Below are 18,978 nucleotides of genomic sequence, written 5' to 3' on the forward strand. Positions count from 1 at the left end.
CAGGCCGTCCGCGACCGCCGCGACGCCGCACGGGCCAAGCTCACCGGCTGGGTCCGCGCGCACGTGATGGACCTGATGTTCATCCCGGTCATCGTCGTTCCGGCGGTGCTGGCCTGGACGGCGATGGCCGTCTACGGCGTCAAGATCTTCGGACCGGCCGGGGTGCTGCTGCCGCTGTTCTCCGAAGGCGCCATGTGGGTCTTCGCGTTCGCCGTGCCGATCGCGGCACGCGCCGGCCGATCCACGGCGTGGCTGCACACCGGCACGTGGGTGTTCGCCGCCATCGCCGCAGTGCTCAACTTCGTGCACGGTGCCGAACAGTCCGGCGGCATTGGGCACGGCGTGGTGATGGCGCTGGTGTCGATCGGCGGCGTGGTGGTGCACCGGGGCGCTGAGGCGTTGGTTCGCTGACTGTCAGCCAGGTCGGGGCAAGCCGCCGCTGCCGACCCGGCGTGGCAACCGCGCGAGGACGCACAACGGGGCGGGATCAGCGCTCGTCCGGCGATGACGGCCGGTCGGCGAGCAGCGGCAGTGACGGGTCCCAGCGGGTGCCGTCCGTGGCGTCACGGCGACGGCGGGCGATCGCGGAGAGCGCTTCCAGCACCACGCGGTTGGCGAGCGCCGCCGTGATGTCGGCGTGGTCGTAGGGCGGACTCACCTCGACCACGTCGATGCCCACGACAGGCAGCTCCAGGCAGATCCGGCGGACCGAGTCGAGCAGCTGGCGCGCGGAGAGCCCGCCCGGTTCCGGTGTTCCGGTGCCGGGTGCGTGGCCGGGGTCGCACACGTCGATGTCCACGGACAGGAACACGCCCTCGCACTCGTCCAGAGCGATCCCGAACGCCTCGGTCAGGCAGGCGTCGAGGCCACGGTGCCCGATCTCGGTCATCTCGTAGGACCGCATGCGTTGCGCCGCCATCCAGTCCAGCGTCTCGGGCGGGGGCCAGTAGCCGCGCAGCCCGATCTGCAGGAACCGGTCTCCGCGCAGCGCCCCCGACTCGATCAGCCTGCGCATCGGCTGGCCGTGTCCCCACAGGGAGCCGAACTCGATGTCACCGGTGTCGGCGTGCGCGTCGAAGTGGAGCATGGAGATCCGGCCGTGCCCGATTACGTTGGCGATGCCCTTGGCGTCGGCGAAGGCGATCGAGTGGTCGCCGCCGAGGATGACCGGGATCGCACCGGAACGTGCCACGGTTTCGACCGCCCTCTCCAGGGCCGACAGGGCGGTCGTGATGTCACCGGAGTACATCTCCACGTCACCGGCGTCGAGCACGCGCAGGTCCCGCAGCCCGTCGGTGCGCAGCGCGAGGCTGGGGCGCGACCCGTCGTGGGGGAGGTAGTCGGTGGTGCGGATGGCCTGCGGGCCGAAGCGGGTGCCGGGCCGGTGGGAGGTGCCGCCGTCGAAGGGCGCGCCGAGGACGACGACATCGGCTCCTGCGAAGGAGTCCGGGTCGTCGAGGCTGCACCGCTCGACGCCCAGGAAGGTGACGTCCGGCCCGAACTGGGCGCCGTAGCGGCTCATGGCGTCTCTCCTGTCAGGACTCGATGTTGGCCATGACGTGCTTGACCCTGGTGTACTCCTCGAATCCGTACAGCGAGAGGTCCTTGCCGTAGCCGGAGTGCTTGAAGCCACCGTGCGGCATCTCGGCGACCAGCGGGATGTGCGCGTTGATCCACACGCACCCGAAGTCCAGTCGCTTGCTCATCCGCATGGCGCGTCCGAAGTCGCGGGTCCACACGCTCGACGCGAGGCCGTAGTCGACGCCGTTGGCCCAGGCGACGGCCTGGTCCTCGTCGGTGAACCGCTGCACGGTGATGACCGGGCCGAAGATCTCCCGCTGCACCATCTCGTCGTCCTGCCGCAGTCCCGTCACGACGGTGGGTTCGACGAAGAAACCCCGGTCGCCCTGGCGGCGGCCGCCCGCGGTGATCTCGGCGTGGGCGGGCGTGCGGTCGAGGAATCCGGTGACGTGGGCGAGCTGCCGGGCGTTGTTCACCGGCGGCACGAGCGCGTCGGGGTCCTCGGCGCCCTTGAGGAAGGTGGTGGTCGTGCGCCTGGCCTGTTCGGTGAGTGCGGCCACGAAGTCGTCGTGGACGCGCGGTCCGACGAGCACCCTGGTCGCGGCGGTGCAGTCCTGGCCCGCGTTGAAGTACCCCGCCGTGGCGATCCCGGCGGCCGCGGCCTCGACGTCGGCGTCGTCGAACACGACGACCGGTGCCTTGCCTCCGAGCTCGAGGTGCACCCGCTTGAGGTCGCGCGCGGCCGAGGTCGCCACCGCACTGCCCGCCCGCACCGAGCCGGTGATCGCCACGAGCTGCGGGATCTCGTGCTCGACCAGGGCCCGCCCGGTTTCCGGCCGCCGCACACGACGTTGAACACCCCGGCCGGCAGCACCTCGGCGGCGAGTTCTGCCAGCCGCAGCGTGGTGACCGGGGTCGTGTCGGACGGCTTGAGCACGATCGTGTTGCCGGCCGCGAGCGCGGGGGCGATCTTCCAGACCGCCATCAGCAACGGGTAGTTCCACGGCGTGACCTGACCGACGACGCCGATCGGCTCGCGCCGGACGAAGCTGGTGTGGCCGGGCAGGTACTCGGCGGCGGCCTTGCCCTCGAGCACCCGCGCGGCGCCCGCGAAGAACCGGAGATGGTCCACGGCGGTGGGCAGTTCCTCGCTCGCCGTGAGCCCGATCGGCTTGCCGGTGTTGCGGCTCTCCGCCCGCACGAGCTCGTCGGCGTGCTCCTCCACCAGGTCCGCGAACGCGAGCAGCGCCCGCTGCCGTTGTGCGGGAGTCCACTCGCCCCAGGTCTCGAACGCCTTCGCGGCGACGTGGCAGGCGCGGTCGACGTCCTCGGCGCCGGAGACCGGCGCACTCCCGAACACCTCACCGCTCGCGGGGTCGATCAGGTCCGCGCGGTGGTCCTCGACCGTGCCGGCGTGCTCGCCGCCGACGAAGTTGCGCAGTTCCAGCCTGTCGCTCACGGTGCTTCTCCTCGGTCGGCGGGCATGTTGACAACGGATTCGGTAGGATAGATGTGCTCAAGCTACCGGAACCGTAGCTTGATTGCGATCGGTGCGGCCGGATCCGTCGTCGACGCCGTGTCTGGAACGTGCGGGTGATCTCGCGTGGTCATACTTGTGCCCGTGAAGAGGACGAGCCCCGCGGACGACCGCAATCAGCTGATCATCGACGACGTCTCGAAGGCGATCATCGAGCAGCTCCAGCAGGACGGGCGGCGGGCGTACGCGACGATCGGCAAGGCGGTGGGACTGTCCGAGGCGGCCGTGCGTCAACGCGTGCAACGCCTGTCGGACGCCGGCGTGATCCAGATCGTCGCGGTCACCGATCCGTTGCAGGTCGGGCTGTTCCGCCAGGCGCTCGTCGCGGTCAACGTGCAGGGCCCGATCGAGCCGGTGGCCGACGCGCTCGCCGAGATCGACGAGGTCGCGTACGTCGTCATCTGCGCGGGCCGGTTCGACGTGTTGTGCGAGGTCGTGTGCGAGGACGACGCCGCTCTGCTCGACCTGATCTCCCGTCGCGTGCGGACGTTGCCGGGCGTGGCCGACACCGAGGTGCTCGTCTACCTCTCCCTGCGCAAGCAGTCCTACCAGTGGGGCACCCGCTGACTGCGGATTTCGTTGCGCTTGGACGATACTGCTACTGATTCACTTGCTATCGCACGTTCCATGTGCGATAAACGTAGGCATGCCGCTTGACAATCTCTGGTTGCACTTCACGCGCCACTCCGCCGCCGACGATCACGCCGTGCCCGTCATCGCGCGCGGAGAAGGCGCGTACGTCTGGGACACCGAGGGCAAGCGGTATCTCGACGGACTCGCCGGCCTGTTCGCCGTGCAGGTCGGCCACGGCCGCGAGGAGCTCGCCGAGGCCGCGGCCCGCCAGACGAGGGAGCTCGCCTACTTCCCGCTGTGGTCAGCCGCTCACCCGAGGGCGATCGAGCTCGCCGAGCGCCTGGTCGCCGAGGCGCCGGGCGACCTCAACCGGGTCTTCTTCACCGTCAGCGGCGGCGAGTCCGTCGAAACGGCGTGGAAGCTCGCCAAGAACTACTTCAAGCTCACCGGCAAACCGACCAAGCACAAGGTCATCAGCCGGTCGCTCGCCTACCACGGCACCTCGCAGGGCGCCCTGTCGATCACCGGTCTGCCCGCGCTGAAGAAGGACTTCGAACCGCTCGTGCCCAGCACGATCCGGGTGCCCAACACCAACTTCTACCGCGCCACGGAACACGCCGACGACTACGAGGCGTTCGGCAGGTGGGCCGCGGACCAGATCGAGCAGGCCATCCTGTTCGAGGGCGCGGACACCGTGGCGGCCGTGTTCCTCGAACCGGTGCAGAACACCGGCGGATGCTTCCCTCCGCCGCCCGGCTACTTCCAGCGGGTCCGCGAGATCTGCGACCGGCACGACGTGCTGCTGGTCTCGGACGAGGTGGTCTGCGCGATCGGCCGTCTCGGTCACACGTTCGGTGCCCAGCGCTACCGGTACCAGCCCGACATGATCACCACCGCCAAGGGGCTCACGTCCGGCTACGCCCCGCTCGGCGCCGTTCTCATCGATGAGCGGCTGATGGAGCCGTTCCGCAAGGACGGCACGGTGTTCATGCACGGCTCGACCTACGGCGGCCACCCCGTGTCGTGCGCGGTGGCGCTCGCGAACCTCGACCTGATCGAGCGTGATGGCATCTACCAGCACGTGCTGTCCGAGCAGGACGCGTTCAAGTCCACTTTGGACAAGCTGCGGGACCTGCCGATCGTCGGCGACGTCCGAGGTACGGGCTTCTTCTACGGCATCGAACTGGTCAAGGACAAGGACGCCAAGACGAGCTTCACCGCGGAGGAGTCCGAACGGATCCTCAAGGGGTACGTGTCCACCACCTTGTTCGACAACGGTCTGTACTGCCGTGCCGACGATCGCGCCGAACCGGTTGTTCAGCTCTCGCCGCCGCTGATCTGTGAGCAGGCCCAGTTCGACGAGATGGAGCAGATCATCCGGCACGCGCTGGAAGGTGCCTGGAAGCTGATCTAGTGCGTCATCTCGCACAGAGCCGGGCTCACCGGGATCGCGGAGAGTGCGCTCCGGTCATCAGCGCGGCCAGGTCGTCCGGGTGCAGGAACGACGGGGGCGGTGGCGGTCCCCACGCGTAGAGGCCCTGCAGACCGTGCAACACCTCCGGGGTCCACAGCTCGTCCTCCGGGATGCAGTCCATGTCGGAGTAGTACTCGGAGAAGTTGCCCGCCGGGTCGCGCAGGTACCAGAAGAAGTTGGAGCCGGCGTAGTGACGGCCCAGGCCCCACACGTGGCGTTCCGGGTTGTCCTCCAGCATCGCCTGGGCGCCGCGGCCGACCTCGTCGATGTCGTCGACCTGCCAGCTGGTGTGGTGCAGGAACGTGACAGGGGAGGCCATCACCAGGACGTTGTGGTGGTCGGCCGAGCAGCGCAGGAACGCGGCCCTGTCTTCCACGTGGTCGCTGACCTTGAAGCCCAAGCCGTCGGCGAAGAACGCCATCGTCGTGCTCAGGTGGGTGCTGCCGAGCACGGTGTGGCCGAGCTTGCGCGGCTGCACCCGTTGAGGGCGTGTGGTGAACGGAGCACGGCCCCATCGTTCGATGCGGCGGGACCGTTGTACGGGGTGGCGGCGACGGGTGGATCGAACGCCACACGGGAGCGCACCTCGACCCGTACCGCGGTGCCGGTGGCGGGATCGTTGGTGTGCAACGAGGTCATGTCGGCGGTCAAGGGTACGTCGAGGCGGCGCAGGCGTGCCGCGATCGCGCCGATGTCGTCGGGGTCGTCGGCGGCGACGGTCAGCAGCACCAGGCGTCGCAGTGGCGCGGCGACGATCTCCAGCTGTTCGCCGCCGTCACGCGTGGCGAACCGCCCGTCGCCCAAGCGTTCCAGGCCGAAGTCCTCGTAGTAGGCGATGGTCTCGGCGACGTTCGGCACGCCGATGGTGACCTTGCCCAGTCCGTGCAGTGCCATGTGATCACTTCCTGTGGGTGGCTTCGACGAAGTGCTGGTGCAGCTCACCGATTCCCTCGACCCAGCTGTGCAGCGTCTCGCCCGCGCGGAGGAACCGCCGGGGCTCGCGTCCCATGCCCACGCCGGCCGGGGTACCGGTGAAGATCACGTCGCCGGGATGCAGCGTCACGGTGCGGGAGAGCTCCGCGACCAGCCGGGGCACAGGGAAGATCAGGTCGCGGGTGCGGGCCTTCTGCACCTGCTCGCCGTCGACAGCGCAGCCCAGCTCCAGGTCGTCCGGATCGGCGAACTCGTCAGGGGTGACGAGCCACGGACCCTGTGGGGAGAAGCCGGGAAAGGACTTGGCCAGACCGAACTGGGGCGCCGGCCCGCGCAGCTGGGAGATGCGCTCGGACAGGTCCTGTCCCGCGGTCACGCCCGCGACGTGCGCCCATGCGTCGGATTCGGCGACGTTGTGCGCCTCGCGGCCGATCACCACCACCAGTTCGATCTCCCAGTCGACGTTGCCGGCGGGCAGGGTGACGACGCTGTCCGGTCCGGTGAAGCTGGAGACGTACTTGGTGAACACCGGTGGGAGTCCGGCAGGGGCGTCGAGGCCCGATTCGGCCGCGTGGGCGCGGTAGTTGAGGCCTACCGCGAACACCTGGCGAGGGGACGGTGACGGCGGGCCCAGCACTGTCCTGTCCAGACTCACCACCTCGGTCTCGCCGAGAGTGGCGGCCCAGGCCACGACCTGGTCCCAGGCGTCGTACACGGCAGGGAGGCCGGGGCCGAACCGCCCGTTCGAGGCGGTGGCGATGTCGACGGCGTGCTCGTCGTCCAGCACGAGCACGGCGCGGTGGTCGAGGTTGGCGATGCGCAAGGGAAACTCCCCGGGATCAACGAAGGCGGTCGGCGAAACAGGCGGTGAGCCGGGTGGTGCCGACGAGGTCGGCCACCGTGCCGTAGAGGTAGCGGTCGGGACGGAGCAACGCGGCCGCGATGCCGTGCGCGCCGAACCAGGAACTCCACGCACCGGTCGCGTCGGGCGTGCCGGTCGGGTCGAGCACGCACACCTGGCCGCCGATCTCCTTGAACCGCGGGTCGATGTCGGTGGCGGACAGCGTCAGCAACACCGGGCCGGGGCCGGTGACGTCGTCGAGCAGCACGGCCCGGCCGTCGCGCAGCACCGGGAACTGCGGTGCGAGGGTGCCCGCCAGCGGACATCCCGGGAACTTCACTCCGTCCCCGAGCAGCGGCAACGCCGTCACCGGCAGCACCGCGGCGGGATCGGCGCCACCCGCGATCATGCGGGCGTCGCGCTCGGCCGCCTGCTGGTCGTCGAGCACGCAGATGACCCGTCCCAGCTCGACCGACAGCGAGATGGCGTGCTGGAGGTGGACGCTGCGCTCGCTGGTATAGGTGTCGAGGAGTGCGCGGCCGGACTCACCGCGCAGGACCAGGTCGAGCTTCCACGAGAGGTTGGCCGCGTCGCGCAGACCCGAGCACATGCCCTGGCCGGCGAACGGTGGCATCTGGTGGGCCGCGTCACCCGCGATCGCGAGCCTGCCCGCCTGCCACCGGTCGGCCCACCTGGCCGCGAAGGTGTACACGGCGTGCCGTTCCAGCGTGGTGTTCTCCGGGGTGCGTCCCCAGGGCTCCAGCAGTTCCCACGCCTTCGCGGCGGAGTTCAGCTCTTCGCGCGACTCGCCGGGCAGCCGCATGAACTCCCACCGTCTGCGGCCGGGACCACCGGACACGACGGTGGTGGGGCGGCGCGGGTCGCACAGCTGCCAGTTCTGCGGCGACCACTCGCGCCGGTCGAGCGGGACGGTGTCGACGATCAGCCAGTCGAAGAAGAACCCGAGGTCCCGCACCGTCGCACCCATGCGCTCGCGCACGAAGCTGTTGGCGCCGTCGCACCCCACGACGTACCGGGCGAAACTGCGGCGTTGCTTGCCGTGAGTGACCACGACCTGGTCCGGAAGTTCTTCGATGCCAACGACTTCCGCGCCGCGCAGCAGCTTGACGTTGGGCAGATCCTGCACCGCGTCGGTGAGCACGCGCTCCAGGTCGGGCTGGGAGAAGAAGTTCGCCACAGGCCAGCCGTTCGGCCCGGTGCCGGACCAGTCGATGCGCACCAGCGTCTCTCCGGCGGCGTTGCGCCACTCGTAGTGGTCCGGCACGGCTTGCGAGATCGCGCGGACCTCGTCGGTGAGGCCCATCGACCCGAACACGCGGCCGATCTCGTCGTCGAAGTGGACGGCGCGCGGCAGGGGATAGGGCTCCGGCCACCGTTCGAGGATCAGCACGTCGTGACCGCGCAGACCGAGCATGCGTCCCAGGGCCAGGCCCACCGGCCCGGCGCCGACGATCACCACGTCGTGATGTGAGTCCGGCATGTCTCCTCCAGACGTCGGGACCTCATGACTACGCGGCCCAGATTCGACTTGTCAACAAACTTTCGAAAGTCAGCCCGAGACTCGTAACTCTCTCGGAGAGCCGGTATGGTCGGCCGCATGGCCAGCACCAGGGCGGACGACGTGTATCGGCGGCTGCGCACCGACATCCTCGGCGGGCGGCTCGTGCCGGGGCAGCGGTTGAAGTTCCCCGAGCTGTCCCAGAACTACGAGACCAGCGTCGGAGCGGCGCGTGAGGCGCTGACCCGGCTGGTGGCCGACGGATTCGTGCGGACGCAGGCGCATCAGGGTTTCTGCGTGACACCGCTGTCGTACGAAGGTCTGGCCGAGCTCACCCAGGCCAGGGTGGAGATCGAACCTCTGGTCCTGCGGCTGTCGGTGCGAGAAGGCGACATGACGTGGGAGGCGGGCGCGGTGGCGGCGCATCATGTGCTCGAACGCACGCCGTTCTTCGCCGCCGACGATGACACCCATCCTTCCGATGCGTGGTCTTCGGCGCATGCCGCCTTCCACGCCTCGTTGCTCGCCGGCTGCCGCAACCGGCGCATGCTCGCCATTGCGCGGTCGCTGCGCGAAGAGGCCGAGTTGTACCTCCAGTGGTCGGTCGCGTTCGGCCGTGAACGCGACGTGGCGGGAGAGCACCGGGCGCTGCTGGACGCCACGATCGCCCGTGACGCCGATCTGGCCGCTGAGTTGCTGCGTGATCACATCGCTCACACCGCTCAGTTGCTGATCCGTGGCGCGACGGACGGGCCGGAGGCCTGACGCCGGGAGGCTCCTGCCTCAACTGAAAACAGTGGATGCGGACTCGATCACCACGGTGGTCGAGCCCGCATCCATTGTTCGTGCGCGGGACAGCCAATTGATTTGATTGATTTTTGGGCGATCGATCCTGCCCGCTGTCCAGTGTTGGGTGCGGAGCTCGTGTCGGGCATCAGGGTTCTCCCTGATGTGACCCTGAGTCGACTGACTGCAAATGTACGACAGGCGCGTCGTTGACGCGTCCAGTCGACTTCGGTATATCTAGTTGTAGAGCTATTGAGGTGAATCGAAACAAGCGGAGGTGCACTTTATGGTCGAGCTCAAGGACATTGATCCGGCTCATCCTTTCCTCGCTCAGCTCGACGAGGCGGACTCGGGTCCGGTCGTGGTGATCAACACCATGGTCCACCCCGACGGTGCGCACGAGGGAGTGGTCGAGGCGTGGCGCCTGGACTCGGAGGTCATGAAGGCCTCGCCCGGTTACGTCTCGGCTCAGCTCTACTGCGGGGTCGGCAGCAACGTGGTGACCAACGTCGCGGTGTGGGAGTCCGCCGCGCAGCTCAAGGCCGCTTTCCAGAGCAAGGCCTTCCAGGACATCCTCGCCCTGTACCCGGACGGCACCGTGGCGTACCCGCACCTCGAGCGCAAGATCGCCGTCCCGAACGTGTGCGTGGCGTGATGGCCGCCCAGGACCCGTCGCCAGCCGAGATCGGGCACGCGATCACCGAACTGCTGCGCGAACAGGAAATCGTCACCCTGGCGACGGTGGCGTCCGACGGTTCGCCGTCCGCCTCGGTCATGCACATCGCCGCGGATGGCTTCAGGGTTTACATGCACACGTTCGTGCGCACGCGCAAGTACGGCGAAATGCTCGCGAATCCGCGCGTGAGTTATGCGGCCAGCCATTTGCCCGCTCGTGGCTACGACGAACGCGAACTGACGCGTTCGCTTCAGGTCAAGGGGCGCGCCGTGCTCGTGGATGATCTCGGCGAGATCGAGCACGCTATCGAGCTCAGCCGGGCCCAGTTTCCCTGGGCGGACAGGTCGGGTTTGTACACCAAGGCGAAATTGCCGGCCGAGAGCCAGCAGATCTTCTTCCGGATCGACCCTGACGAGGCCGTCTGGGCCGACAACCGGGTGCGGATGAGGTGGCGGGTGGTCGTGGACTTCGCCGAGGACGGTTCACAGATCACCGCGGTGCGCCCGTACGGCGACCTGCTCGCCGTACGGGGATGACTCACTCGTTCAGCTTCTCGACCAGTGCCCACAGATCGGGAATGGCCGCGCGGATCCGCTTGGCCGCGGCGGCGGGGAGTTCGGCGAGTGCGGCAGCGATGTCGTTGTGCAGTTCCGCGTCGACATAGGACCGGGCTCGGTGCATCTGCTCCGTCGGCTGCAGGCGGATGAGACGGCGGTCGGCGGGATCGGCCACGCGCTGCAGGAAACCGTCGTTCACGAGGACGCTCACCAGGCTGCTCACGTTGTTGGGTTGCATGCGCAGCGTCTCGGCCGCCTCTCGCACGCTGATGCCCGGCTGGTCGGTGACCAGTTGGAGGAGCTCGACCTGGGCCCTGGGACGCACTTTTTGTCCCTCTGGTGGCTTTCTTGCCTTGAGCAGCGTCCGCTGCAGTGTCCACACGAGACTGGCGAGATCCCCTGGGAGCTCGGTGTCGGGCAGAAGTCGTGTGGTGTCCATGGAAGTAGACATATCACAGGCGTGAAAAGGATGACTGCCGGTGACTCGCCCAGAAGAACCGAAGATCGATCGACCGCTGACCCTGCACCTGCGCGGTGACTGGGGAACGGCGAACCTGCACCGGATCTGCGGGTGGGTCGCCCAGGAGCTGGCCGACAGGGCCGGGCCGGGTACCCGGATCGCGACCTGGAACAGCCGCGGCAGCGCCGACGCGGTGCGCGCGGTGGGGCACGGCGAGGTCGACATCGCGTTGACCACGCCGGCGGCGTTCGTGACCGCCGCGCTTGACGGGCGCGGCATCTACGCCGAGGAGAAGTTCCCGCAACTGCGTGCTCTCGGCGTTCTCCCGCAACGGGATCGCCTGGTCGTGGCGGTGCACCGGTCGCTGGAGATCACCACCTTCGCACAGCTTCGGGAACGCGAACCCGTACTGCGGCTGGCCACATCGGTCAACGACGGGATCAACCACGTCGGTCTGGCGGCGCACGCGATCCTGGATCGCGCGGGCGTCGACGTGGTCGGCTGGGGCGGGCGGTTCCTGGAAGACGAGCGGCCGTTCGAGTCGCTCGACCACGTGCTGGAGGGCCGGGCGAACGCGATCGCCCACGAGGCCGTGATGTTGCCGCACTGGCAACGGTTCGCGCCCGACTACCGGTTCCTCCCGGTCGAGGACGACGTGCTCACGGCACTCGAGTCGGACTACGGCTGGCCCGCGGCGACCGTCGCCGACGGGTACTTCCCCGGTGCGGACGCGTTCCGGACGCTCGACTTCTCCGACTTCCTGGTGGTGACGTCGAGAGATCTCGACGAGGACGTGGCCTACGCGGTGGCGTGGGTGCTCGGGGAGACCCGGCACCTGCTCGAGGCCCAGTACCACCACCTGCCGCCGGAGCGCAGCCCCGTCACCTATCCGCTGGATCCGCCTGCGATGGGACGAACCCCGATCCCGTTGCACCCCGGCGCTGCGCGCTACTACGAGGCGCTACCCGCCGCATGACCCGAAGATCAACCAACGAAAGGAGGTCGCTGTGCAGCCAGTCGTCGAAGACGTGATGGTCATGGCGCGGGAACAGCCGTTGCGTAGCGTGCTCCGGGACGAGTACTCGTTGCTGTCGCCCCCGCACGCATCGAAGGTGCCGATCAAACTGTGGCGCGACCACGAACTGTTGCCGGTCGTGCACTTCCCTCAGCAGTACTGCTCCCAGCCCTTCGCACCGCCGCGCGGCGTCTACGAGAACGACGAGATCCGGGTCGAGTGGCAGACCATGGACAGCCGTCAGCCGTTCTACCACCGCAACTGCGACGTGGACGAGCTGTCGTACCAGATCGACGGTGAACGCACGCTGATGACCGAGCTCGGCGTGATCGAGCACCGGCCTGGCGAGTTCTCCCGCATCCCGCGCGGCGTCGGCCACGACAACTACGGCCGGGCCGAAAGCCACCTGGTGTTCTACCTGCCCGCGCCGGTCACCGAACTGGTGCCACCGGTCCGCGAGTCCCAGCCGGTGTTCCCGCCGTTCGAGGGATGGCAGCCCGGTGCGACCAACGAGGCCATCACCCAGTGCATGGGCGCGGTCGGCCACGACATCACGGTCTTCCCCATCGACGAGCAGCGACTGCTGGACCACGTCCACCGCGAGGACGCGCGCATGAACGTGCTGCGTGCCGAAGGTGGTGGCGTCACGTGGTTGTACAGCACCGAGCGCACTCGCCTCGGCATGGTCAGGGTCACGCCGGGGAAGCAGCGGCGGTACCGGCGCACGCTCGACGCCGACGAGATCCAGTACCAGGTCAGCGGTCACCGGACGCTGCTCACCCAGCGCGGTGTCGCCGAACTCGGGCCGGGCGACTTCGTCCGGATCCCGCTCGGCCTCGCCCACGCCAGCGTGACGCACGAGGCGGGGGAGTACATCAGTCTGCTCTCGCACAACGAACTCCCACAGGTCGCCGAGACGGCGCGCACCGCGCAGCCGTACACGGCCGAAAGCCTTGCCCGACTCACCGAGGAGGTCCACGCGTGACCACGATGCTCGCCCTGCGAGCCCATCGCGATGCCGATGAGCTCGTCCTGGAAGAAGTTCCCGTTCCCGAACCCGGTCCGCTCGACGTGGTCGTCAAGGTGGCGTCCGCCGGACTGGCGCCAGGGATGATGCGCCTGTTGCAGATGGGCGCGTTCAAGCACCTGCCCACGACGCTGGGACACGAGGCCGCGGGCACGATCGCCGCGGTCGGCGGTGACGTCCCCGGTTTCGCCGTCGGCGACCGGGTCCGGGTGCATCCGAACCTCAACTGCGGGCGGTGCGAGTACTGCCGCAGCGACCGCGACATGATGTGCCGTGAGCAGTCCATGCTCGGCCACGCCGCGTTCGGCGACATCGCGATGCCGCTCTACAACGAGTACCACAACGGCGGAATCGCGGAGTACGTGCGCATCCCGCACTGGCTGGCCGACCGGGTACCCGAGTCCGTCGGCTTCGACGTCGCCGCCAAGGTCCACGACATCGCGAACGCCTTGCGCGCCTTGAAATGCGCCGATCTGCCCTCGGCGTCGACCGTGGTGGTCACGGCGGCGACCGGGACCATGGGCACCGCGACCGTCCGGCTGGCCGGGCACTTCGGCATCGCCCGCCTGGTCCTCGTGGGACGTGACGCGGATCGGCTCGCCGCCGTGGCCAAGCTCGCCGGTGGGATCTCCACCGACGTCGTTGCGCTGGACGAGCTGCCGGGGGACTGGGCGGTGACCGGCGGGCTCACCCGCAGGCTTCGCGAACTCGTCCCGGCCGGTGCGCACGCCGTCCTCGACTACATCCCGGACGGACCGGCCACCGCACAGGCCATGGGCGCGCTCGCGACCGGTGGCGCGTTGGTCCACATGGGAGCCAACACCACACCGTTGCAGTTGCCGTCCATCGCCCTGATGATCAACTGTTCTCGGTTCGTGGGAACGCGCGCATGCACCCGCAACGACGCACAGGAAGTGTTGCGGCTGCTCGAAACCGGCGCACTGGTCGCCGACGACCTCATCACCCACCGGTTCCCGCTCACCGACGCGGTCAAGGCCGTCGACCTGATGCAACGCCGCGCCGAACCGATGTGGATGACCGTCGTCCACCCCTGACCTTGCGGAGCAGCAATGCGTCTGACGCACTACGGACACGCCTGTGTCCTGCTCGAACTGCCGCAGCGAGTCCTGATCGACCCCGGTGGTTACTCCATCGGGTTCGAGCACCTGACCGGTCTCGATCTCGTTCTCATCACCCACAGCCACGCCGACCACCTGGACGTGGACCGTTTGCGCTACCTGCTGGAGAGCAGTCCACAAGCGACGGTCGTGCACAGTCCCGGTGCCGCGCACGTGCTTGCCGGCATGAACACGACCGTCGCGGAACCGGGGGACGAGCTCTCGATCGCCGGTGTCGGGATCACCGTGACCGGAAGCGGCGTCCACGCCTGCATCCACCCCGATCTGGCGGTGTCGGACAACAACGGCTACCTGCTCAACGGTGCAGTGCTGCACCCCGGCGACGCGCTCGACCCGGTCGACGGACCGGTCGACGTGCTGCTCGTCCCCGCAGGGGGACCGTGGATGAAGATCCGCGAGGGCATCGACTACCTCCGTGCGGTGTCACCTCGGGTCGCCGTCCCGATCCACCAGGCCGGCCTCGCGCCGGTGCACCAGCGGTTGCACCAGCAGCTGCTGGCGAACCTCGCGCCACGAGGGACCAAAGTCGTCGTTGTCGACCACGCCGTCCCGCAGGAGCTCTGATGGCAGAGGCCGTGCGGGAACTCGTGACGCAGGCGAGCCATGCGCTCGCCGCGGCGGGACTGGGCGACATGGTGTGGGGACATGCCTCCGTCCGCGACCCGGACGGCCGCGGTGTCTGGATGAAGGCGTCGGGATGGGGATTCGAGGAGGTCGACCAGGACCGCGTCGTTCTCGTATCTCCACAAGGGACGGTGCTCGACGGAGCCGGCCGGCGGCATCTGGAGTACCCGATCCACACCGAGATCGTGGCGAGGCGCCCGGACGTGCGGGCGGTGGTGCACACCCACGCACCCGCGCTCGCCGCGTTCGCGTCGCTGGACCGCGCGCTGAAGCCGATCTCCCACGACGCCGTCCCGTTCACACACCCGCAGCTGCCGAGGTTCCTCGGTACCGGCGCGCTCATCGCCACTCCGGAACTGGGGCAGGCGCTCGCGCACAGCCTCGCGGAGGCGAACGCGATCCTGATCCCCCACCACGGCGCCGTGACGGTGGGTCCGGACGTCGAAACCGCTGTCATGTACTCGGTTCTGCTCGAACGCGCCTGCCGCACGCAGCTGCTCGCGATGGCCGCGGGCGGACCGGTGACGTGGTCCGACGAGGCCGAGACGGTGTTCAAGCGGGACCAGGTGTGGAACTCCGAGCAGCTGCACGCCGGCTGGCGCTACCTGGTCAGGCGGGAGGTGAGTCCACCGCGTGAAGGAGTCGCTTGAGCTCACTGCGTTCGGTGGAGCTGAGCTTCGACAGCAGTAGCTCGTCGGCTGCCTGCACGGCGGCCTCCGCTCGCTTGAGCAGGGCGTGGCCTTTGCGGGTCAGCCGGGCGGGGAGCGCCTTGCCCGACGACACCGAGACCGGCCGGGTGATCACACCCAGTTCCTCCAGGCCGCGCAGCACCATGTTCATCGCCTGCGGCGACACGCTGGCCCGGCGGGCGAGTTCGGCGTTGGACTGCTCAGGCCAGATGGACAGGTTTCGCATGCACACGAATTCCGGCAGGCCGATCCCCAACGGCCGGAGTTCCGAGGTCACGTGGGGACGCAGTGTCGCCACCGCCTGGTAGAGCAGATAACCCAGCGGCTGGTTCTCGTAGTCGTGCACGTCAACCATGTTGACACATTGCGAATCGGAGTCGGAGCCGGGCTCGGCCGCGCAACCATCAAGCAAGTTGACACATATCAAGTACGTTGATACACATGAAGTGTGACGTCGTCACAGAAACCCACTCATTTCATCCTGATCGGGAGAGGGCTGTCCCATGTCTGAGAAGTCTCGGGTCGATTTCTGGTTCGACCCGCTGTGCCCGTGGAGCTGGATCACATCCCGCTGGGTGATGGAGGCGCGGCAGGTTCGCGACTTCGACGTGTCGTTCCACGTGATGAGCCTGGTGATCCTCAACGAGGGAGATCTGCCGCACCAGCTGAAGGACCCGGAGATGATGAAGAAGGTCTGGGCTCCGGTGCGCGTGGCGATCGCCGCCGAGCAGGCCGAGGGTCCCGAGATCCTGGGGCCGCTGTACACCGCGATCGGCAAGCGGATCCACCACGCCGGCAACAAGGGCTTCCACGACGTCGTCGCGCGGGACTTCAAGAAGCTCATCGACGAGGCGCTGGCCGAGGTCGGCCTGCCGGCCGAGCTGGCGGAGGCCGCCACGTCGGACAAGTACGACGAGCTCCTGCGCAAGAGCAACAGCGCGGGCATGGACGTTCCCGGCGCCGGTATCGGCACGCCGACGCTGCACATCAACGGTGTCGCGTACTTCGGGCCGGTGTTCGGGCGCATTCCGCGCGGTGAAGAGGCAGGCAGGTTGTGGGACGCCGCGGTGACGGTCTCGTCCTACCCCGAGTTCTGGGAGCTCAAGCGCAGCCGCGGCGATCTCGAGCCCGAGTTCGACTGAACCCCTCCCTTTTTGTTCGTCCGTTTTTCCAACCTGTAAAGGATGAGTAGGTCATGGCCACGAAAGACCGCGTTGATTTCTGGTTCGACCCGTTCTGCCCCTGGGCCTGGATCACCTCCCGCTGGGTGCTGGAGGCGCAGCAGGTGCGCGACATCGACCTGACGTTCCACCTGATGTGTCTCGCGATTCTCAACGAGGGCGACCTGCCCCCGCAGCTGGACGACCCGAACATCGAGAAGAAGGTGTGGGCACCGGTTCGCGTCGCGAAGGCCGCCGAGGTGACTGTGGGCGGCGACGTGCTGACGCCGCTCTACACCGCGTTGGGCTCCCGCATCCACCACGCGGGTAACAAGAGCTTCGGCGACCTCCTGAAGAACGACTTCGACGCGATCATCAAGGAGGCGCTGGCCGAGGTCGGTCTGCCCGCGGTGCTGGCGGACGCGGCCACCTCCACCGAGTACGACGCGGCGCTGCGCGAGAGCACCTTCGAGGGCACGGACGTTCCCGGCGCCATCCCCGGCACCCCAACCATCCACGTCAACGGGGTGGCCTACTTCGGTCCGGTGCTTTCGCGGATCCCCCGCGGTGAGGAGGCGGGCAAGTTGTGGGACGCGGTCGTGACCCTCGCTTCGCACGAGCACTTCTGGGAGATCAAGCGCGACCAGCCCAAGGACCTGAGGCCCGAGGTGGTCTGACCGGCCAGGAGTCCAGGCGACCGAGAAGGTGTCTACCGTGCCTCGAAAGAAGCCACTTCACCCTGGTGAACTCGCGCACGCGGCCGTGATGGCCGCGCTCTGCAGTGCCATCGCCGTCAGCGCCGTCGCCCTGCCGTTCGGGGCGGGGCTGGCGGTCCTCAGCACGGTGCCGATGGCGTTGGTCGCCTACCGCCACCGGTTCCGCGCGCTGGGAGCCGCGACAGTCGCGGGAATCGTCCTCTCGTTCCTCGTCGTCGGCATGGGTGGCCTGTTCGTCGTCTTCATCGGCGCTTATCTCGGTGGCCTGGTGGGCATCATGAAGCGCCGCGGCCAGGGCAACGTCACCGCCTTCGCCGCGGCGCTGGTCGCCGGCTCGCTGTTCGCCGTGGGCGGTGTCGGCCTGCTGATGGTGCTGAGCCGGTTGCGGGACCTGGTCTTCGACAACATCAGGGCCTACGTCGACGGCGTCGCGAACATCATCAGCATCGTGCCCTTGTTCAGCTCGATCGGCCGCGGGATGAGCAGTCTCGTCGCGACGTTCGAGGCGCACTGGATGGTGTTCGTCGCCACCTCGACGCTCCTGCTCAGCACCTTCGTCAGCATGGTCGGCTGGTGGGCGTTGTCGCGCATGCTCAAGCGGCTGGGCGGAGTGCCCGACGTGCACAAGCTGGACGCCGTCGCCGACGACCGGCTCGTCGCACCCGTTCCCGTCGAGTTCCACGACGTGTGTGTCCGCTATCCCGGCTGCGACCAGGACGCGGTCGGTCCGCTCGACCTGACCGTCGTTCCCGGTGAGCACCTCGCCGTCACCGGGGCCAACGGGTCGGGCAAGACGACACTCATGCTGCTGCTGGCCGGCCGCACGCCCACCTCGGGGACGGTCGTCCGCCCCGGAGCGGTGGGCCTGGGGCAGCACGGCGGTACCGCGGTGGTCATGCAACACCCGGAAAGCCAGGTGCTCGGCACCCGAGTGGTCGACGACGTGGTCTGGGGACTTCCTCCCGGTGTCACCACCGACGTCGACCGGCTGCTCGCCGAGGTGGGGCTCGGCGGTCTCGGTGAGCGGGACACCAGCGGACTGTCCGGTGGGGAGCTGCAGCGGCTGGCCGTCGCCGCGGCGCTCGCCCGCGAGCCACGGCTGCTGATCGCGGACGAGATCACCAGCATGGTCGACCAGAACGGCCGCGACACGGTCATCGACATGCTGAGCGGACTGACCCAGGACCACGACATGGCGCTGGTCCACATCACCCACTACGACGACGAGGCCCGCACCGCTGACCGCGTCCTCAACCTGACGGGTGACGACAACCTCGACATGGTGGTCACCACGCCCCGGCCGCAGACCGGTCCGGCACCCGTCGTCCACTCAGGAGCCAAGCTGCTGGAGCTCAACGGCGTCGGTCACGAGTACGGCAGCGGAACTCCTTGGGCCTCAACGGCCTTGCGCGACATCGACCTCGTCATCGGTGAGGGCGACGGAGTGCTGATCCACGGGCTCAACGGGTCGGGCAAGTCGACGCTCGCGTGGGTCATGGCCGGTCTCCTGGAGCCGACGACAGGCAGCTGCCTGCTCGACGGCAGGCCGATGTCGGAGCAGGTCGGGTCGGTGGCGCTGTCGTTCCAGGCCGCGCGCTTGCAGATGATGCGCGGGCGGGTCGGACACCGAGATCGCGTCCGCGGCCGGGTTCGACCCCGGCGACACGCCCGCGTGGAGGAGGTGCTGGCCAGCCGTCGGCCTCGATCCCGCGCTCGGACGGCGGCCGGTCG

20 protein-coding genes and 2 pseudogenes are annotated in these 18,978 nt (G+C 68.5%); 14 read left to right on the plus strand and 8 right to left on the minus strand.

The features are described from left to right. Nucleotides 1-411, plus strand: a pseudogene (locus FXN61_RS33890) (hypothetical protein); the annotation flags it as partial. A gap of 76 nt (nucleotides 412-487) precedes the next feature. Here the strand turns inward: FXN61_RS33890 and FXN61_RS33895 are convergent. Both FXN61_RS33895 and FXN61_RS33900 read right to left on the minus strand, forming a co-directional pair. After that, nucleotides 488-1,522 (minus strand): agmatinase family protein, encoded by a 1,035-nt coding sequence (locus FXN61_RS33895; RefSeq protein ID WP_167978039.1) that lies wholly within the window; start codon nucleotides 1,520-1,522, stop codon nucleotides 488-490. 13 nt (nucleotides 1,523-1,535) lie between these two features. Next, nucleotides 1,536-2,980 (minus strand): annotated as a pseudogene (locus FXN61_RS33900) (gamma-aminobutyraldehyde dehydrogenase). Nucleotides 2,981-3,142: 162 nt separating this feature from the next. On the opposite strand from FXN61_RS33900, the gene FXN61_RS33905 reads away from it, so the two are divergent. Together FXN61_RS33905 and FXN61_RS33910 are read left to right on the plus strand one after the other, a co-directional pair. Next, nucleotides 3,143-3,625 carry an Lrp/AsnC family transcriptional regulator gene (locus FXN61_RS33905; protein ID WP_198680641.1) on the plus strand — a complete coding sequence of 161 codons (483 nt, stop codon included), beginning with the start codon at nucleotides 3,143-3,145 and terminating at the stop codon, nucleotides 3,623-3,625. Between the two features lie 79 nt (nucleotides 3,626-3,704). After that, a complete protein-coding gene (locus FXN61_RS33910; RefSeq protein WP_167978040.1) occupies nucleotides 3,705-5,045 on the plus strand; it encodes an aspartate aminotransferase family protein in 1,341 nt (446 codons plus the stop codon). Nucleotides 5,046-5,070: 25 nt separating this feature from the next. Here the strand turns inward: FXN61_RS33910 and FXN61_RS53175 are convergent, their stop codons facing one another. The 4 genes from FXN61_RS53175 to mhpA are packed head-to-tail and all read right to left on the minus strand — an operon-like array spanning nucleotide 5,071 to nucleotide 8,380. Beyond that, a complete protein-coding gene (locus FXN61_RS53175) occupies nucleotides 5,071-5,583 on the minus strand; it encodes a VOC family protein (protein WP_312878185.1) in 513 nt (170 codons plus the stop codon). Then, complete coding sequence (locus tag FXN61_RS53180; protein WP_246292341.1) at nucleotides 5,535-5,999, minus strand: VOC family protein; 465 nt, start codon at nucleotides 5,997-5,999, stop codon at nucleotides 5,535-5,537. The genes FXN61_RS53175 and FXN61_RS53180 overlap by 49 nt, the downstream gene beginning before the upstream one ends. A gap of 4 nt (nucleotides 6,000-6,003) precedes the next feature. Further along, nucleotides 6,004-6,861 (minus strand): fumarylacetoacetate hydrolase family protein, encoded by an 858-nt coding sequence (locus FXN61_RS33920; protein ID WP_167978041.1) that lies wholly within the window; start codon nucleotides 6,859-6,861, stop codon nucleotides 6,004-6,006. Between the two features lie 16 nt (nucleotides 6,862-6,877). After that, nucleotides 6,878-8,380, minus strand: a complete 1,503-nt coding sequence (mhpA, locus tag FXN61_RS33925; RefSeq protein WP_167978042.1) for a bifunctional 3-(3-hydroxy-phenyl)propionate/3-hydroxycinnamic acid hydroxylase MhpA — start codon at nucleotides 8,378-8,380, stop codon at nucleotides 6,878-6,880. A 117-nt stretch (nucleotides 8,381-8,497) separates the two neighbouring features. On the opposite strand from mhpA, the gene FXN61_RS33930 reads away from it, so the two are divergent. The 3 genes from FXN61_RS33930 to FXN61_RS33940 all read left to right on the plus strand — a co-directional run bounded on the left by FXN61_RS33930 (nucleotide 8,498) and on the right by FXN61_RS33940 (nucleotide 10,396). Beyond that, entirely contained in the window at nucleotides 8,498-9,163 is a 666-nt protein-coding gene (locus FXN61_RS33930; protein ID WP_246292342.1) for a GntR family transcriptional regulator, read from the plus strand. Between the two features lie 307 nt (nucleotides 9,164-9,470). Beyond that, complete coding sequence (locus FXN61_RS33935) at nucleotides 9,471-9,839, plus strand: antibiotic biosynthesis monooxygenase family protein (protein ID WP_167978044.1); 369 nt, start codon at nucleotides 9,471-9,473, stop codon at nucleotides 9,837-9,839. Continuing rightward, entirely contained in the window at nucleotides 9,839-10,396 is a 558-nt protein-coding gene (locus tag FXN61_RS33940; RefSeq protein WP_167978053.1) for a pyridoxamine 5'-phosphate oxidase family protein, read from the plus strand. The genes FXN61_RS33935 and FXN61_RS33940 overlap by 1 nt, the downstream gene beginning before the upstream one ends. 1 nt (nucleotide 10,397) lies before the next feature. On the opposite strand, the gene FXN61_RS33945 is transcribed toward FXN61_RS33940, so the two are convergent. Then, entirely contained in the window at nucleotides 10,398-10,856 is a 459-nt protein-coding gene (locus FXN61_RS33945; protein WP_167978045.1) for a MarR family winged helix-turn-helix transcriptional regulator, read from the minus strand. 40 nt (nucleotides 10,857-10,896) lie between these two features. Here FXN61_RS33945 and FXN61_RS33950 point away from each other — a divergent pair, with 40 nt between their 5' ends. The 5 genes from FXN61_RS33950 to FXN61_RS33970 are packed head-to-tail and all read left to right on the plus strand — an operon-like array spanning nucleotide 10,897 to nucleotide 15,332. Beyond that, complete coding sequence (locus tag FXN61_RS33950) at nucleotides 10,897-11,853, plus strand: TAXI family TRAP transporter solute-binding subunit (RefSeq protein ID WP_167978046.1); 957 nt, start codon at nucleotides 10,897-10,899, stop codon at nucleotides 11,851-11,853. Nucleotides 11,854-11,884: 31 nt separating this feature from the next. Beyond that, the gene (locus FXN61_RS33955) at nucleotides 11,885-12,877 is read left to right on the plus strand and encodes a hypothetical protein (RefSeq protein ID WP_312878186.1); all 993 of its coding nucleotides are present in this window, start codon (nucleotides 11,885-11,887) and stop codon (nucleotides 12,875-12,877) included. Nucleotides 12,878-12,882: 5 nt separating this feature from the next. After that, nucleotides 12,883-13,974, plus strand: a complete 1,092-nt coding sequence (locus FXN61_RS33960) for an alcohol dehydrogenase catalytic domain-containing protein (protein WP_188135792.1) — start codon at nucleotides 12,883-12,885, stop codon at nucleotides 13,972-13,974. Nucleotides 13,975-13,989: 15 nt separating this feature from the next. Further along, nucleotides 13,990-14,622: an MBL fold metallo-hydrolase gene (locus FXN61_RS33965; RefSeq protein ID WP_167978048.1), complete on the plus strand. Its 633-nt coding sequence runs from the start codon at nucleotides 13,990-13,992 to the stop codon at nucleotides 14,620-14,622. Further along, nucleotides 14,622-15,332, plus strand: a complete 711-nt coding sequence (locus FXN61_RS33970; RefSeq protein WP_167978049.1) for a class II aldolase/adducin family protein — start codon at nucleotides 14,622-14,624, stop codon at nucleotides 15,330-15,332. Before FXN61_RS33965 ends, FXN61_RS33970 begins: the two co-directional genes overlap by 1 nt. On the opposite strand, the gene FXN61_RS33975 is transcribed toward FXN61_RS33970, so the two are convergent. Next, nucleotides 15,292-15,726 carry a MarR family winged helix-turn-helix transcriptional regulator gene (locus FXN61_RS33975; RefSeq protein ID WP_167978050.1) on the minus strand — a complete coding sequence of 145 codons (435 nt, stop codon included), beginning with the start codon at nucleotides 15,724-15,726 and terminating at the stop codon, nucleotides 15,292-15,294. The two genes, FXN61_RS33970 and FXN61_RS33975, sit on opposite strands and share 41 nt — an antisense overlap. Nucleotides 15,727-15,874: 148 nt before the next feature. On the opposite strand from FXN61_RS33975, the gene FXN61_RS33980 reads away from it, so the two are divergent. The 3 genes from FXN61_RS33980 to FXN61_RS33990 all read left to right on the plus strand — a co-directional run. Then, nucleotides 15,875-16,513, plus strand: coding sequence for a mycothiol-dependent nitroreductase Rv2466c family protein (locus tag FXN61_RS33980; RefSeq protein WP_167978051.1), 639 nt, complete (start codon nucleotides 15,875-15,877; stop codon nucleotides 16,511-16,513). A 53-nt stretch (nucleotides 16,514-16,566) separates the two neighbouring features. Beyond that, the gene (locus tag FXN61_RS33985) at nucleotides 16,567-17,208 is read left to right on the plus strand and encodes a mycothiol-dependent nitroreductase Rv2466c family protein (protein ID WP_167978052.1); all 642 of its coding nucleotides are present in this window, start codon (nucleotides 16,567-16,569) and stop codon (nucleotides 17,206-17,208) included. 37 nt (nucleotides 17,209-17,245) lie between these two features. After that, on the plus strand, nucleotides 17,246-18,978 hold a 1,733-nt coding region (locus tag FXN61_RS33990), incomplete at its 3' end, for an ATP-binding cassette domain-containing protein (protein ID WP_223165702.1).

The organism is Lentzea indica (genome assembly GCF_012184385.1).
GTDB classification, from domain to species: Bacteria; Actinomycetota; Actinomycetes; order Mycobacteriales; family Pseudonocardiaceae; genus Lentzea; species Lentzea indica.